Below are 16657 nucleotides of genomic sequence, written 5' to 3'. Positions count from 1 at the left end.
AAAATCACTCCTTTACACCGCCTCTGAATTGGCAAAAACAAAAACAGAGCAATCTTTATTCATTTAGTATATACCCTATTTTTCATTAACGAAAAGCATATGCAAAACGGAGGACTTCATGCAATTATTTGAACGGAAACTTGAAAGTGAATTTAGGAAAGCATTAATTACATGGTATTTGGAAGAAAAGAGGGATCTTCCTTGGAGAAGGACGTCAAATCCCTATCATATATGGGTGTCGGAAGTGATGTTGCAACAGACACGTGTCGAAACGGTCATCCCTTATTATGAACGTTTTATTGAAAAATTTCCGACGCTATCCGATTTGGCGTATGCGAAGGAAGAAGATGTCTTGAAAATGTGGGAAGGGCTTGGCTATTATTCCCGTGCGCGGAACTTGCAGGCTGGCGTAAAGGAAGTTGTAGAAGAGTACGGAAGCCGGATTCCTGAAAATCGGAAAGACATTTCCAAATTGAAAGGCGTCGGTCCATATACTGCAGGAGCCGTGCTCAGCATCGCTTTCGGCGTTCCGGAGCATGCTGTCGATGGGAATGTGATGAGAGTCCTGTCACGAATCTTATTAATCGAAGAGGATATCGCGATTCCGCGTACGCGAAAACTATTCGAGGAAGTCGTCATGGCGTTAATTGACAAAGACGATCCATCGTCGTTCAATCAAGGTCTGATGGAGCTCGGGGCTACAATTTGCACGCCACGACCGAAATGCCTTTTATGCCCGGTTCGTGATTTCTGCACAGCTTTCCACGAAGGAAGGCAGGAGGAACTGCCGGTGAAGTCCAAAAAAGTGAAGATGAAGACAGTGCCTATTCTTTCCTTCGCCATCAGGAATACCGAAGGAAAATGGTTATTGACGCAAAGGCCGTCAAAAGGGCTCTTGGCAAATATGTGGGAGTTTCCGATGGTGGAAAACAATGCGGGCTCTCTAGATAAAGTAGTGAAAGCCGAACTTGGAATAAATGTCGAAGTGATTACGCCATTGATCGAGTTCAGACATATCTTTTCCCATCTGACGTGGGAAATGAAAAGTTATTTTGCGGTAACCGATGATGCAGCACCTGAGGGCTTTACGTTTTTTACAAACGAAGAAGTTGAGGCATTGCCAAAAGCGGTCCCGGTTATAAAAGTTTGGGACGAACTGAAAAAAACCAACAACTTCCTAAAAGGAATTCTAGAATAAAACGGGGTGCTTTGAACATCATATTGGTTACGGAGGTGAAAATCCATGGCAAACAAAAATCGAAACAACCAACAACAAACGCAAGCTTCGTTCACAAACCCAAACAAAGTCAAACAACAAATCATGTCTGAAGAGTTTGGATCTGAAACAGACGTGAACGAGGTACGCCAACAAAACCAGCAATCGGAAATGAACAAACAAAACGTTTCCGGCGGCGCAGGAAGTTTCGGAAAACAGTCGAAATAATGGATGGACATCACCGGCCGGCAGCTAAAGCTGCCGGTTTTTTTATATGTCTATATCGAAGGGCAAACGTTTCAATTTTGATCGGCCAATTGGTATAATGTACGAATATTAGGGTTTCCGACATTTAAAGGTGGTTTTACTGATGACAATACCGAAAGAAGGCGAAACGATACAGGTACATAGCTACAAGCATGATGGCAATATCCACCGTGTCTGGCAGGAAACGACCGTGTTGAAGGGGACGCGCAATATTGTGATCGGAGCGAACGAACGGACGCTTGTAACGGAAGCGGATGGTCGGACATGGTTGACGAGGGAGCCGTCGATTTGTTATTTCCATGCCGAGCATTGGTTCAATATCATTTGCATGCTTCGGGAAGACGGGGTTTATTACTATGTGAATATGAGTTCTCCCTTCGTATATGACAATCATTCATTGAAATACATCGATTATGATCTCGATGTAAAAGTGTTTCCCGATATGAGCTATTTGATTTTGGATGAGGACGAATATGATGATCATAAAAAGAAGATGAATTATCCTGAAGTGATCGATCAAATATTGAAGCGTAATCTAGATAAACTGCTCTTGTGGATCAAACAACGCAAAGGCCCATTTGCACCAGACTTCATCGAAGTGTGGACATCCAGGTATGAGTTCTATAAACAGGTAAAGAAAAATGACAAATGAGAGCCTGTCTGCATTCAAGCAGTTGGGCTTTTTATTGTTAAAGGAGGATGAAAATGGGTGAGAGCATAAAGAGGTATTTAAAGTTTGTAAAGCCATATAATTGGCAAATCATCTTGACGATTTTAATTGGCGTCGTGAAATTTGCAATTCCTTTATTCATTCCATACCTAATTAAAATTGTCATCGACGATATTATCGGGGCGAATACGCTGACCGATGCGGAAAAGACGAAGCAGCTTTTCCTATGGATGGGAGGGACCGTTTTACTATTCTTCATCATCCGGCCGCCTGTCGAATACTATCGCCAATACTACGCACAATACGTCAGCAATAAAATCTTATACGATATCCGTGAAAACTTGTATGGACATTTACAAAGGCTCGGGCTGCGCTACTATTCCAATACGCGGGCGGGCGAGGTCATTTCACGTGTCATCAATGACGTTGAACAGACGAAGAATTTCGTCGTAATAGGCCTTATGAATGTGTGGCTCGACTTTGCGACAATCGTCATTGCCATATGCATCATGCTTACGATGGACGTTCCATTGACGATTGTGACTTTGCTCGCATTCCCTTTTTATGCATACAGCGTGAAGCATTTCTTCGGGAAACTCCGGGACTTGACGAGGAAGCGTTCGCAGGCGCTTGCGGACGTTCAAAGTTATTTGCATGAAAGAGTATCGGGGATTAGCGTCATTAAAAGCTTTGCGTTAGAGGATAAAGAGCAGGAGCGCTTTGACAGTACGAACGGCAATTTCCTCGATAAGGCTCTCGATCACACACGGTGGAATGCGAAGGCGTTTGCGGTCGTCAACACGATTACCGATGTCGCGCCTTTGCTCGTGATCTCTTATGCGGGCTATCAAGTGATCAACGGTTCTTTATCGGTCGGTGTGATGGTTGCGTTCATTGCGTACATCGACCGTTTGTACAACCCGTTGCGGCGGTTAGTTAACGCGTCCACGTCTTTGACGCAATCATTCGCATCGATGGACAGGGTCTTCGAACTGATGGAAGAGCCATATGATATTAAAGATAAGAGCGGTGCAAAAGCATTGCCGCGGATCGAAGGGGAAATCCAATTCGATCATGTCGGTTTTTCGTATGCGGAAGACGAAGAACCGGTTTTGCGGGATGTCAATTTCACAGTCAAACCGGGTGAGACCGTAGCGCTAGTCGGCATGAGCGGCGGAGGAAAGTCGACGATTGTCAGTTTGATTCCGCGGTTTTATGATGTGACGGATGGATCGATCCGGATTGACGGACATGATTTGCGCGATATTCAATTGAAATCGTTGCGTGACCAAATCGGGCTCGTCCTTCAAGACAGCATCCTCTTCAGCGATTCGGTGAAAAGCAATATTTTGATGGGTAAGCCGGATGCAACGGATGAGGAAGTCATTGCTGCCGCCAAAGCCGCAAACGCGCATGACTTTATCGAATCTTTGCCGGAAGGATATGATACGACTGTTGGGGAGCGTGGCGTGAAATTATCGGGAGGTCAAAAACAGCGGATTGCCATCGCACGCGTGTTTTTGAAAAATCCGCCGTTGCTCATTTTGGATGAAGCAACTTCCGCATTGGACCTTGAAAGCGAAGCGCTCATCCAAGAATCCCTTGAACGTCTTGCCAGTGACAGGACAACCTTGATTGTCGCCCACAGGCTATCGACGATCACCCATGCCGACAAGATCTTTGTCATCGACCATGGGGAATTGAAGGAAGCCGGAAGCCATGAGGAACTGATGGCGCAACAAGGAATTTATTACAATCTGTTTCAAGTTCAATCGCTATAATAATGCAGCTACCGGACAAAACCGGTAGCTTTTTTCATTTCATTCTGCCATTCGGCAATCGGTCCAAAGCAAGCCGCTACACGCCCAAAGTGCACCGTTCCGCGTCCAAAGCACGCAGTATCGCGTCTATGTTCCCCTATACCAACACATCTTTACTCTATTAAAATTGTATATTGCCTTTTTCCTAATAGAAAGTATAATAGATATAATTTAATGTTTCTGAAAACATATAACACGAAAAGGTGATCTGATGAATGAAAGGAAAAAAATCCTCGAGGTAAAAGACTTGCAGACTACCTTTTTCACAGACTCCGGAAATGTACCGGCGGTTGATCACATCGATTTTCATCTCCGGGATGGCGAAATTTTAGGGATCGTTGGGGAATCAGGATGCGGAAAAAGTGTTACCTCCTTATCTGTAATGGGACTTGTGCCAAGTCCGCCAGGGAAAATTACCGGCGGGGAAATTGTGTACAACGGACGCAATCTGATTGGCCTGTCTGAAAAAGAGATGAGGCAAATTCGCGGGAATGACATAGCGATGATTTTTCAGGAGCCGATGACTTCGTTGAACCCGTTGTTTACAATCGGCAATCAGATGGTCGAAGCAATCTTGATTCACGAAAAGGGATGGTCGAAAAAGAAGGCTGAGCAAAGGGCGATTGAGATGTTGAAGCTTGTTGGCTTGCCACGTGCGGATGCCTTGCTGAAGGACTACCCGCACCAGTTGTCGGGCGGTATGCGGCAAAGGGTGATGATTGCGATGGCGCTTGTCTGCAATCCTAAAATATTAATAGCGGATGAGCCGACAACTGCGCTCGATGTGACGATCCAAGCGCAAATATTGAAGTTGATGAAAGATTTGAATGTCCGATTAGGGACTGCCATATTATTGATTACCCATGATCTTGGAGTTGTCGCCGAAAGTTGTGAGCGGGTCATCGTCATGTATGCAGGGCAAATCATCGAGGAAGCCCCGACGAAACTCATTTTTGAAGATCCCCAGCATCCGTATACGAAAGGGCTGATCCAGTCTGTGCCGGATATGCGGTTTAAAAAGGATCGACTTCATTCCATTCCGGGGAATGTTCCGAAGCCCGGCTCCATAACCAGCGGTTGCAGATTCGCGGCTCGATGCGAATTTGCTTTCGACCGATGCTTTCAGGAAAACCCAGAGCTTTATGAAACAGCGGATGTCCATCAGACCCGTTGTTTCCTATATGACGAAGGGAGGGTGAAGTCGGATGGCCACAACGCCTTTATTAAGAGTTGAAAATTTGAAGAAGCACTTTCCGGTGAAAAAAGGGATGTTCGGCAAGACAGTCGGACATGTGAAAGCCGTCGATGACGTGTCGTTTTTCGTAAATGAAGGGGAAACGCTAGGAATCGTCGGTGAAAGCGGTTGCGGAAAATCGACGACAGGACGCATGCTTATGCGCTTGCTCGAACCTACTGCCGGAAAGATCGAGTTTGACGGGAAAGATCTTACTTCATTAACCCATGAAGAGATGAGAAAAACGCGCCGTGATATCCAAATGGTTTTCCAGGACCCTTACGCCTCTTTGAATCCACGCCACACGATAGGCAAGATTTTGGAGGAGCCTCTCCTTGTCCATGGCGTTTCGGACCCGAAGGAAAGGAAGAAGAAGGTACATGAATTTTTGGAAATTGTCGGATTGAATGCCTACCATGCGAAGCGCTATCCTCATCAATTCAGCGGAGGGCAAAGGCAGAGGATCGGCATTGCGCGCGCATTAATGACGAATCCGAAGCTCATCATTGCAGATGAGCCCGTTTCGGCGTTGGACGTATCCATCCAGGCGCAAGTATTGAATCTTATGCAAGATCTCCAAAAGGAGTTCAATCTCACCTATATTTTCATCGCACATGATCTCGGAGTCGTCCGGCATATTAGCGATCGTGTCGCTGTCATGTATTTAGGGAAGATGGTGGAGGTTGCGGATAGTGAACAGCTTTACGAAAAACCGCTGCATCCTTATACGCAAGCGTTATTATCCGCTGTGCCCGTCCCGGACCCGGATTTTCAGAAGGAGCAGATCATCATAGAGGGAGACATCCCGAATCCGGCTGACCCGCCAACCGGGTGCACATTCCATACACGTTGCCCATTCAAAATGGACATTTGCACTAAAGTTACACCGCATCTATCGGAACAAACTACCGGTCATTCTGTCGCCTGCCATCTTTATGTGAGCCAGGTCGACAATGATATAAAACAATTGGAGGGGTCTCTATGAATAAAAAGAGAATGTGGTCAGCTGCGTTAATGCTGTTGCTGGTCCTGTCAACTGTGCTCGCTGCATGTGGCGGTAATGGGAGCAGTAGCAGTAACGGTAATAGTAACAGTGACAGTAGCAGTGGAAGCGGCAACACGCAGGATATATTAGTGTTCGGTCGCGGCGGCGACTCCACTTCGCTTGATCCGTCAAGGGTGACGGAAGGCGAAACATTCAAAGTGACAGTCAATCTATATGAAACGCTGTTGAATTTCGGCGAGCAAGATACGTCAGTACAACCAGGCCTTGCAAAAGAGTGGAATACGGATGATGGCTTGACGTACACATTCAAATTGCAGGAAGGCGTAAAATTCCACGACGGAACGGATTTCAATGCCGATGCCGTTGTTAAGAACTTCGAACGCTGGGCGAACGGCGACGCGGAAAAGTTTCCATATTACAACTCCATGTTCGGCGGTTTCAAGGGGGATGAAGGCCATGTCATCGAATCTGTCACAGCTGACGGGGATCACACGGTCATCATCAAGTTGAAACGTCCACAGGCTCCGTTCTTGAAAAATATTGCGATGAGCATGTTCGCCATTGCAAGCCCGACTGCATTTGAAAAAGGCGACGATCAGTTCGAAAGGAACCCTGTCGGTACAGGTCCATTCAAATTTGTTGATTGGAAACCGAATGAATCGATTACGATCGAAAAATTTGATGACTATTGGCAAGAAGGATTGCCGAAATTAAATAAAGTCATATTCCGTTCCATCCCGGACAACTCCGCACGTCTGAATGCATTAATTGCTGGGGAAATCGATCTTGCGGACGGCATTAATCCTGCTGATGGTGAAAAGATTGAAGGGAATGCAGATTTGCAATTGATTGAACGTCCATCCATGAACGTCGGCTATCTCGGTTTGACGGTGACGCGCCCTCCTTTTGATAAGAAAGAAGTGCGTCAGGCGATGAACTACGCAATCAATAAGGAAACAATCATTGAATCCTTCTTCGAAGGAAGAGCAAACATCGCTAAAAACCCAATGCCACCTTCCATTTCAGGTTACAACGATGATATTGAACCTTATGAGTACAATCCGGAAAAGGCGAAGGAACTTCTGGCGAAAGCGGGATATCCGGACGGCTTTGAAATGGAACTATGGGCAATGCCTGTTCCGCGTCCATACATGCCTGACGGCGCAAAAGTTGCCGAAGTGATCCAAAGCAATTTGGCGGATATCGGCGTTAAGGCGAAAATCGTTTCGTATGAGTGGCCTACTTATCTCGATAAGGCGAGCAAAGGGGAAGCGGATGCTTTCATGCTAGGCTGGACTGGGGATAACGGGGATGCCGACAACTTCCTCTACGTTCTGTTAGATGAAGATAATATCGGCAGCAATAACTATACGTATTTCAAAAATGATGCAATGCACGATCTTTTCATCGAAGCACAAACGGAAGTGGATGAAGATAAACGTATCCAGCTGTATAGGAAAGCTCAGGAAATTATTCATGAAGAGGCGCCTTGGGTACCAATCGCACACTCTACGCCACTTCTTGCAGCAGCTAAGGATTTAACTGGGTTCGTTCCGCACCCGACTGGTTCTGATCTGTTATCGAACGTAGAATTCAAATGATGGTCCACTTTTTTTCACTTTGCAATGACCAGTAAGGGGGGAGTCGTTCGATTTCCCCCTTTTCCTATTTTGTTCATTGACTGACGAAAGTGAAGTTTATCGGTATCCGAATGAATGAGATTTGAGGTGAAAGAGATGCTCAGCTACGTCGGCAGAAGGTTGTTGCAGTTAATACCTGTACTTCTCGGTATGGTTTTCATTGTCTTCATGATGATTCGGGCGATTCCCGGCAACCCGGCTCAAGTCATTTTAGGGCAGCAGGCGACGGCAGAAGCAGTCGCCGCGATGAACGCGAAGTTGGGGTTGGACCAACCGTGGTATATTCAATTCTTCAAGTATTTAGGCGGGATTTTACAAGGGGATCTCGGAGAGTCGATGCGCACCCGGCTTCCGGTCGCCGATGAAATATGGCCGCATTTGGCCGCAACGATGGAGCTCGCTTTTTTTGCAATATTGATCGCTATTATCGTAGGGGTCAACGCGGGTATTGTATCGGCATGGTTCCAAAATTCATGGTTTGACTACATAGCGATGATTTTGGCGCTCGTTGGCGTTTCGATGCCGATTTTTTGGCTGGGGCTTTTAGGGCAATGGGCATTTGCCATTGAATTCAGCTGGCTGCCTACAACCGGGAGAGAGCAGGTAAGGGATCCGGTCAATGCCATTACTCATCTGTATATTATCGACACGATCATCCAAGGTCGGTTTGATCAACTTTGGCAAGTGCTACGCCACCTCATATTGCCAGGTCTCGCATTGGCGACGATACCGATGGCGATCATTGCAAGGATGACGCGCTCAAGCATGCTTGAAGTAATGCGCTCCGATTACATTAGGACTGCTCGGGCGAAGGGGCAGAAAATGTTTTGGGTCGTTTACAAGCATGCGTTCAAAAATGCCGTCATTCCAGTGTTGACGATCATCGGTCTACAAATGGGGATGCTGCTCGGCGGCGCCATATTAACCGAAACGATCTTTGCTTGGCCGGGCATCGGGCGGTATATATACGATGCGATCAACTTCCGGGATTACCCCGTCATCCAATCAGGGATTCTCGTTGTCGCCTTCATCTTCGTCATGATCAACCTGATCGTCGACTTGCTCTATGGTCTGATTGATTCGAGGATTAAATATGACTGAGGAAGGGGGAATGCGGAATGTCTGAATTTACGCCTAAAATGGATGGAATTGTTGAATCAGAAATTGAAAGGACGACAGGTCCTTGGCGGGAAGCTTGGCGAAGTTTCACGAAGAGCAAAGTGGCGGTTGCCGGAATGATCATCATCCTTTTTTTTGTGCTTCTTGCCATTTTTGGCCCTCTCATTGCAAAGGAGGGCATCAATGAGCAAATGGCGGCCGATCGGCTCCAACCGCCTTCAGCAGAATATTGGCTTGGAACGGATGATTTCGGCAGGGATATACTGTCACGCATTATCCACGGTGCGAGAATATCGCTTTCGGTCGGGTTCCTATCCGTCATCGCCTCGGTCATCGTCGGCAGCTTTTTAGGGATCGTGGCAGGCTATTACGGTCGGTGGACAGATACGATCATATCTAGGATCTTTGATATTATGCTCGCATTTCCATCAATCCTGCTAGCCATTGCGATTGTTTCTGTATTGGGACCAGGGCTAGAGAATGCCTTGATCGCCATCGCCATTATCAATGTTCCGAATTTCGGGCGTTTGATACGGTCCAAAGTATTGAGCATCAAGGAAGATGAATATATTATGGCGGCCAAGGCGATTGGAATGAAGGATGCACGGATTTTATTTTCGCATATCCTTCCGAATTCAATGGCCCCCGTCATCGTGCAAGGGACGCTAGCCGTTGCAACTGCTATTCTTGAAGCGGCTGCACTCGGTTTTCTCGGATTAGGTGCACAGGCGCCACAGCCTGAATGGGGGAAAATGCTCGCCGATTCGAAGTCCTATTTACAGTCCGCTCCATGGACGATGATTTTCCCTGGACTTTCCATCATGCTGACTGTTCTAGGTTTCAACTTGATGGGCGACGGCCTGAGGGACGCCCTCGATCCAAAAATGAAAAACTGAAAGAAACCATCCTTGGCACATTGTCCAAGGATGGTTTCTTTAATAAATCTCATTTTCCAGTTCATTGCTCACCTTATGTCCGTGCCTGCGTTGATTGGAGACAATCAGCCGGTCTAGATACTCCAATTGTTCTTCGTAGTTAAGCAACGAAGAGAGGACGTGGAGGAGGTGATAGGCGGAAAACTCTTCTTCCTCTTTTGTGATGGCGATCTCCTTCGCGAAAATATCCATGACTTCCTGTCGTTGGATGAATTCCTCGTTCAAGCTTTCCGTCATTCTATCGGCTTTCAGCTTGCCTACAAATTTCAGATGGAGTTGTTCATGATAAGTGAGCAATGCGTCGAGCCGTTCCTGGATCATCATACGGAAATGCTCGGGCAGATTGATCAATTCATTTTCATATTTATGAAGCCGGGACAGCACTTCATAACTGCTTTTTGACGTTGCAATCATCTGTCTGTATATGACAAGCTTCCTCGCCTTTGACCGCGAGCTTTTTCTAAAGTAGCTCCGTTCCTCTTTATATAGTGAATAGAGCTGATCGACATTTGAAAGCCGATCTTTCAATTTTGCCAATGACTTCTTTGTTGCAATATGTTCGGAAGCCTGCCTGCCCGCAAGCCGAATCCACCGGATTATTTCATCTTGGGCTTGATGGATTGCTTGAAATAATTTTGTTTCATATTTCGGAGGCATGAACAGCAAGTTGACGACAAAGGCGGAGAGGACCCCGATGACCATAGTGACAAATCGAAGGAGGGCGAAGGACAGGAATGCATCCCCTTTGATTTCCATGATGGCGATCATCGTCACTAAAGCTAAGGATATGGATTTCTCAAGCCCCAACTTCAGCATAATGAGGATGATGATGACCGCTGCAAATCCGACAGTCACAATTTGATGTCCAAACACTAACACAAAGGTGATGGCCGTAATGGCACCGATCAGATTACCTTGAATCTGTTCGATTATAGTCAAATATGATCGGTAAATGGATGGTTGAATCGCAAAGATGGCCGCAATGCCTGCAAAAACTGGATTCGGCAAGCTGAGCATCTCCGCCAGAAACAATGCGGCAACAATCGCTATACCCGTTTTGAAGATGCGGGCGCCAAGTTTCATATGATTATCCTTTCTACTAAAGGTATTCAAAATAAAATGCGCCTCTTTCGAAAATGAGGCGTTTTCCGTACTTTACCCTATCTTTTCCAATAGGTCAACTATCCTTCTTAGACGCAAGTTCTTTGAATGAACGGTCTACCGCCTCTAGTGTATGAATGATGTCCTCTTCTTTATGCGCAATTGTGAGGAACCAAGCTTCATACTTGGACGGTGCGAGGTTGACGCCGTTTTCGAGCATCAGTTTAAAGAACTTCGCAAAAATCTCTCCGTCTGTCTGTTCAGCCTGCTCATAGTTCTCTACGATCACATCCGTGAAGAATAATGTAATCGCACCGCCGAGACGATTGATCGTCAACGTAATGCCGTGCTTTTCCGCTAATTGAAGGATGCCATCTTCCAGCATTCCTCCTAAGCGATCCATTTCTTCATAGATGCCAGGTTGCTGCAATACTTCCAAGCAAGCGATGCCGGATAGCATAGAGGCGGGGTTTCCTGCCATCGTTCCGGCTTGGTAAGCAGGTCCGAGCGGTGCGACAGTCTCCATGATCTCTTTCTTGCCGCCATATGCTCCGATCGGCAAACCGCCGCCGATGATTTTCCCGAAGGCGATCAGGTCTGGTGTCGTTTCAAGTAACGTTGAAGCACTGCCGTAATGGAAACGGAAGGCCGTGATCACTTCATCGTAAATGATAAGTGCGCCTTTCTCTTCCGCAAGTTCATGGACAAGTGGAAGGAATCCTTCATTAGGTTCGACAATGCCGAAATTCCCAACGATCGGTTCGACTAAAATACAAGCCAATTCATCTCCCCATTTTTCCATTGCTTCCTTATATGCATCTGGATCATTGAATGGGATCGTGATCACTTCTTGCGCGATGGAAGCAGGGACTCCAGCTGAATCCGGGGTGCCTAACGTTGCCGGACCAGATCCTGCAGCTACGAGGACAAGGTCTGAATGTCCATGATAGCAACCCGCAAACTTCATCACTTTCGTTCTTCCGGTGAAGGCGCGTGCAACTCGGATTGTCGTCATGACAGCTTCGGTCCCTGAATTGACGAAACGGACTTTATCCATGGAAGGGATTGCTTCTTTCAGCATTTTAGCGAATTTGACCTCATGCTTCGTCGGTGTCCCGTACAATACCCCGGTCGTGGCGGCTTTCGTAATCGCCTCCGCGATATGCGGGTGTGCGTGGCCGGTAATGATCGGGCCGTATGCACCTAAGTAATCGATATATTTATTGCCATCGACATCCCAGAAATAAGCGCCTTCCGCACGCTCCATCACTGTAGGCGCTCCTCCGCCGACCGCTTTATATCCACGAGAAGGGCTGTTCACTCCTCCAACGATATGTTCACAAGCTTCTTTGTAAATTAGTTCTGAATTAGTTCTGTTCATTTCAATTCCTCCGTTCAAATCGGTACATATACCATTTTAAACAAACTTGTGTGGATACGCCAAAGAAATTGAAACTATATCGGTTGTCCGGTACGATTGGGGTAAGAAAGAGTTGGAGGGATCGCTATGGAAAAGTTGGAAGGTATGCAGGCGCCGCAATTTACATTGCCTGACGAAAATGGTGAAATCGTTTCTCTAAGTGATTTTGAAGGGAAGAAGTATGTCATCCTCTATTTTTATCCGAAAGATGCTACTCCTGGCTGTACAACGCAGGCATGTGATTTCCGGGATGCCTATGAGAGCTTTAGCGACCTGAATGCTGTCATTTTAGGAGTCAGTCCGGATAATGAAGCATCACATCAACGATTTATCGAAAAGCAAGGACTGCCATTTTCATTGTTGGTGGATGCAAATCATGAAGCGGCGGAAGCGTATGGCGTATGGAAATTAAAGAAAATGTTCGGCAAGGAGTATATGGGGATTGAGCGTTCCACATTTCTGATCGATCCTACGGGGACAGTTGTGAAGGAATGGCGGAAAGTGAAAGTGAAGGGGCATATCGAAGAAGCGCTTGCAACATTGGAGCAATTGACGAAGAAGGCGTAAGGGGGAGCGGGGCGGATGAATGTTTTATTCACCTTCAAGATAAAAGATGATCAGATGAAACAATTGGAAAGCGATTTTCCAGGAATCGAATTTTGCTTCAAGCGGAAAATCGATGAAGGGCCAATCGATGAATTTGAAATCATAGTCACCTATGGAGAAGATATCACCACGAAGGTGCTGGACGAGGCAAAGTCACTAAAATGGCTAATGGTCGCTTCTGCGGGAGTGGAAAAGATGCCGCTAGCTGAAATTGCGGAAAAAGGGATAGTGGTCAGCAATGTACGCGGAATCCATAAAACACCGATGGCTGAAACGGCCCTAGCACATATTTTGGCCCTTGGACGTGCCCTTCCTATATTAGCTGAGCAGCAAAAACGAAAAGAATGGAATACGAAAGTGCGTCAAACGGAATTGCGCGGGTCAACAGCCCTCATTCTTGGACCGGGAGCGATTGGATCGGAAATCGGAAGGTTGCTTCAAGCATTCGGCGTCCGGACGATCGGCTGCAATCATTCGGGAAACTCCGCACCATTTATGGATGAAACTATTCAATTTGGCGGACTGACAAGCAGACTTCCGGAAGCCGACATTGTCATTTCTGTGTTGCCTAGTACAGAAAAAACGAGAGGCTTGCTGACAGAGAACCATTTCAAAGCGATGAAGGAGACAGCGGTATTCATGAATTTCGGCAGGGGAGACCTCGTGAAGGAATCCATTCTTGTGGAAGCTTTGAAGGACGGAGCAATCGGGCATGCGGTCCTCGATGTATTTGAGAAAGAGCCGTTGCCAGCGGAAAGCGAGCTATGGTCTTTGCCGAATGTAACAATTTCTCCGCATGTCTCGAGCCATTCCGGGAAGTATATTGAGAGAGCGCTCGAGTTTTTCACGGAAAACCTGGAGAAGTGGCAAAGCGGGGATAAGAACTTGACCAATTTGATCGACCCGGAAAAAGGGTATTAAATCAGGTCTTGCTTCGTCCCGAGGGACAGCACTTTAGTTGACAAAAATGCCTTTCTTCAGTAAACTAATTATAATGATTATAAAGAAGTAATCTTTATGGATTGGAGTGTTGGCGATGTCTGAAGTGTTCTTGAAAGACGCGCTTGTCACATTGAAGGAGAGCGGTGTTCGTATTACACCGCAGAGGCATGCCATTTTAGAATTTCTCATTTCTTCCGAGACGCATCCAACAGCTGATGAAATATATAGAGCGCTCGAAGCTGATTTTCCAAATATGAGTGTTGCGACCGTATATAATAATCTGCGTGTTTTCCGGAATGCCGGGCTTGTAAAGGAACTAACATATGGAGATTCTTCGAGCCGTTTCGATTTCGTCACACATGATCATTATCACATCATCTGTGATAACTGTGGCAAAATCGTAGACTTCCATCATCCCGGGCTGGAGGAAGTCGAGCATCTTGCTTCCCATGTTACGGGCTTCGAAGTGAATTCACATCGTCTTGAAGTATATGGAACATGTCCTGAATGTGCATCAGGCGCCAATAAAGCAGAATAAGAAAACCGGTTCCGAGGTTGAAAGACGGAACCGGTTTTTTCTTATTTCTTTTCTGTCGAGCCTTTTTTATTCGCTGGACGGTTATAAGCTACGTCGAATTCCTTGCCTTCCAATGTAGGGTCCAACGTGAGTGGCTCTCTGCAATGTCCGCACATATCAACCCGGCCAAGCATTTTAGTCGCTTTGCCGCAATTTGGACAGACGATCTGCACAGCCCTCGTCGATAACGTTCCAATCCAAGCGTAAACAACCGTACTGCCGAGAATGGCTAGAAGTCCAAGGATCATGAATATCAGCATAATGATTTCATTGTTTCTGAAGAATATGCCAAGATACATAATGACGACCCCGATGAAAATAAGGGATAGCGCAAATGACCGGATCCGGTTTATTTTATTTTTATAAGGTTTCATCCGTAATCCTCCTTAGAATGAAATGTAATGAAAGGGGAACATCTAAAGAAATGAATTGAACGCTCCTCAATCAATATAGCACAAATTCCATTATCATCATATTTTACGATTTTTGAATGAAGGGTTTTTGAGAAGCTGCGTCGAACAAATAGAATTGGAGGTGTCATAATGGAACAGGTTCTTAGACCGATTTACCAAGAACGCGCTAGCTCGCCTGAAACACTAGGTGTCATTCTCGTTGAAAAAAGGGGTGCAGGCGATCCGATAACAGACACGTTTGATGAAATCATGCTTATCATTACATCTAATGAAGAAACGCCCATATATACAAAACATTATACAGACGGTACAGGGAAAGCTGCCATGCATGTCATCAGTGAGAAACAGCTGAGGAAATGGCTGTTGCTCGGAACAAGAAGAAAAGTCGTCGATTGGCTCTTCTATGGAAAGATCTTCTTCGATCGCAACGAATTTGTCGAAGGGTTGAAAAATGAGCTGAAGGAATATCCCTTCTATGGTAGGAAGATTAAAATGGGACTCGAGCTGTCGAGATTAGTAAGAGTGTATATGGAAGGAAAAATGTTTTTTGAACAGCAAAACTATATGGATGCGTATCATCATGCAATCCAATCCCTTCATCATCTTGCAAGGCTCACCGTCATTGAAAAGGGATTCGCTCCTGAAGTGACTGTATGGTCCCAAGTGAAAAAGATCGATCCGGCAATCTATAAACTATATGAGGAACTGATCATGAGCGAGGAGCCAATAGAGAAAAGATTAGAGCTTCTATTCTTGGCAAGTGAATTCTTCATTCATAACCGCACGCTGGACGGAGCAAGACATATTATGGACGTCATGTCGACGAAAGAGACATGGACAATCCAGGAGCTTCATGAGCATGAGGAGTTACAGATGTATTCGATCAATCTAGAAGTGCTCGTTGAGTTTTTAGTTGAAAAAGGTTTTATTCAAATCGTGGAAAGTGAATCGAAAAATGAATATGTATTTCATAGAGACTACCGTGTAGACCCAGAGGACTGACGGGGGCGTTGAGCCAGTCGGACAACGAAGAGTCCGATTGGCCTTAATTTCTGCGCCTTTTGCAGAAATTAAGTCATCCTGCAATATCTTGCTCCCTTAAGGTCGCAAAAAATATTGCTCGCAACGCTACGCTTGTGCTCGCAAACACGTTCGCGAATTTCCCAAGAGTCACCGCCTTTCACTTCAATCAACGGAACTCCCTATTCAATCAAATCAAGCGCATTCTACGAATTTAGAGCGTTAATAAGTTTTTTCGTTTTTAGTGTTGACTTATGAAAACAACCCATGCTATTATAGTAAACGTCGCTGAGGGAGTTAGTTACTTAGCTTCGAAACAAGTTTTAAAAACTAATTTAAAAAAGCTCTTGACTCTACAGAGTAACGATGGTAGATTAGAGAAGTCGCTTTTGAAGAAGCGAAACAAGAGAAGTAAAACGAACCTTGAAAACTGAACAGCAAAACGTCAACAAATAAAGTCTTGTAGCCGACTCTGTCGGTGAAAAGACAAAACGAATCTTCGGATTCAAAATTGACATCTTAAATGATGCCAGCAAGAAACTCGAGCTACTCGAATTTCTCTATTATGGAGAGTTTGATCCTGGCTCAGGACGAACGCTGGCGGCGTGCCTAATACATGCAAGTCGAGCGAATTGATGGGAGCTTGCTCCCTGATATTAGCGGCGGACGGG

Annotated in this window: 16 protein-coding genes and 1 rRNA gene (1 of these 17 running past the window's edge); 14 read left to right on the top strand and 3 right to left on the bottom strand. The window is 45.8% G+C overall.

What is annotated here, in order from left to right; genetic code table 11:
* The first annotated feature begins 118 nt into the window (after nucleotides 1-118).
* From mutY to nikC, 9 genes are all read left to right on the top strand, one after another.
* The gene (gene mutY / locus NIT04_RS13935; protein WP_252504144.1) at nucleotides 119-1198 is read left to right on the top strand and encodes an A/G-specific adenine glycosylase; all 1080 of its coding nucleotides are present in this window, start codon (nucleotides 119-121) and stop codon (nucleotides 1196-1198) included.
* Between the two features lie 45 nt (nucleotides 1199-1243).
* On the top strand, nucleotides 1244-1444 hold the full coding sequence (locus tag NIT04_RS13930) for a gamma-type small acid-soluble spore protein (RefSeq protein WP_252504143.1): 201 nt from the start codon (nucleotides 1244-1246) through the stop codon (nucleotides 1442-1444).
* A 142-nt stretch (nucleotides 1445-1586) separates the two neighbouring features.
* Complete coding sequence (locus NIT04_RS13925) at nucleotides 1587-2135, top strand: DUF402 domain-containing protein (protein ID WP_252504142.1); 549 nt, start codon at nucleotides 1587-1589, stop codon at nucleotides 2133-2135.
* A 53-nt stretch (nucleotides 2136-2188) separates the two neighbouring features.
* Nucleotides 2189-3934 (top strand): ABC transporter ATP-binding protein, encoded by a 1746-nt coding sequence (locus NIT04_RS13920; protein ID WP_252504141.1) that lies wholly within the window; start codon nucleotides 2189-2191, stop codon nucleotides 3932-3934.
* 250 nt (nucleotides 3935-4184) lie between these two features.
* Entirely contained in the window at nucleotides 4185-5207 is a 1023-nt protein-coding gene (locus NIT04_RS13915; protein ID WP_252504140.1) for an ABC transporter ATP-binding protein, read from the top strand.
* Nucleotides 5179-6192, top strand: coding sequence for an ABC transporter ATP-binding protein (locus NIT04_RS13910; RefSeq protein ID WP_252504139.1), 1014 nt, complete (start codon nucleotides 5179-5181; stop codon nucleotides 6190-6192). The genes NIT04_RS13915 and NIT04_RS13910 overlap by 29 nt, the downstream gene beginning before the upstream one ends.
* Complete coding sequence (locus NIT04_RS13905) at nucleotides 6189-7814, top strand: ABC transporter substrate-binding protein (RefSeq protein WP_252504138.1); 1626 nt, start codon at nucleotides 6189-6191, stop codon at nucleotides 7812-7814. Before NIT04_RS13910 ends, NIT04_RS13905 begins: the two co-directional genes overlap by 4 nt.
* Nucleotides 7815-7949: 135 nt before the next feature.
* Nucleotides 7950-8954: an ABC transporter permease gene (locus tag NIT04_RS13900; RefSeq protein ID WP_252505115.1), complete on the top strand. Its 1005-nt coding sequence runs from the start codon at nucleotides 7950-7952 to the stop codon at nucleotides 8952-8954.
* Between the two features lie 17 nt (nucleotides 8955-8971).
* Nucleotides 8972-9868 (top strand): nickel transporter permease, encoded by an 897-nt coding sequence (gene nikC / locus NIT04_RS13895; RefSeq protein WP_252504137.1) that lies wholly within the window; start codon nucleotides 8972-8974, stop codon nucleotides 9866-9868.
* 39 nt (nucleotides 9869-9907) lie between these two features.
* On the opposite strand, the gene NIT04_RS13890 is transcribed toward nikC, so the two are convergent.
* Nucleotides 9908-10990 (bottom strand): aromatic acid exporter family protein, encoded by a 1083-nt coding sequence (locus NIT04_RS13890; RefSeq protein WP_252505114.1) that lies wholly within the window; start codon nucleotides 10988-10990, stop codon nucleotides 9908-9910.
* 94 nt (nucleotides 10991-11084) lie between these two features.
* Nucleotides 11085-12389, bottom strand: a complete 1305-nt coding sequence (locus NIT04_RS13885) for a glutamate-1-semialdehyde 2,1-aminomutase (protein ID WP_305880108.1) — start codon at nucleotides 12387-12389, stop codon at nucleotides 11085-11087.
* 126 nt (nucleotides 12390-12515) lie between these two features.
* On the opposite strand from NIT04_RS13885, the gene bcp reads away from it, so the two are divergent.
* From bcp to perR, 3 genes are all read left to right on the top strand, one after another.
* Entirely contained in the window at nucleotides 12516-12995 is a 480-nt protein-coding gene (gene bcp, locus NIT04_RS13880; protein ID WP_252504136.1) for a thioredoxin-dependent thiol peroxidase, read from the top strand.
* A gap of 15 nt (nucleotides 12996-13010) precedes the next feature.
* Complete coding sequence (locus NIT04_RS13875) at nucleotides 13011-13955, top strand: D-2-hydroxyacid dehydrogenase (RefSeq protein ID WP_252504135.1); 945 nt, start codon at nucleotides 13011-13013, stop codon at nucleotides 13953-13955.
* Between the two features lie 115 nt (nucleotides 13956-14070).
* The gene (gene perR / locus NIT04_RS13870) at nucleotides 14071-14514 is read left to right on the top strand and encodes a peroxide-responsive transcriptional repressor PerR (protein ID WP_252504134.1); all 444 of its coding nucleotides are present in this window, start codon (nucleotides 14071-14073) and stop codon (nucleotides 14512-14514) included.
* A gap of 41 nt (nucleotides 14515-14555) precedes the next feature.
* Here the strand turns inward: perR and NIT04_RS13865 are convergent, their stop codons facing one another.
* Nucleotides 14556-14927 carry a YgzB family protein gene (locus tag NIT04_RS13865; protein ID WP_252504133.1) on the bottom strand — a complete coding sequence of 124 codons (372 nt, stop codon included), beginning with the start codon at nucleotides 14925-14927 and terminating at the stop codon, nucleotides 14556-14558.
* A gap of 168 nt (nucleotides 14928-15095) precedes the next feature.
* On the opposite strand from NIT04_RS13865, the gene NIT04_RS13860 reads away from it, so the two are divergent.
* Nucleotides 15096-15968: a nucleotidyltransferase-like protein gene (locus NIT04_RS13860; RefSeq protein ID WP_252504132.1), complete on the top strand. Its 873-nt coding sequence runs from the start codon at nucleotides 15096-15098 to the stop codon at nucleotides 15966-15968.
* Nucleotides 15969-16548: 580 nt separating this feature from the next.
* A 16S ribosomal RNA gene (locus NIT04_RS13855) occupies nucleotides 16549-16657 on the top strand (it continues 1443 nt past the right edge of the window).

It is taken from the genome of Sporosarcina sp. Marseille-Q4943, from assembly GCF_943736995.1.
Classification (GTDB): Bacteria; Bacillota; Bacilli; order Bacillales_A; family Planococcaceae; genus Sporosarcina.
Note: the sequence above shows the minus strand (reverse complement) of the source record. Positions and strands in the feature narration are given on the sequence as shown.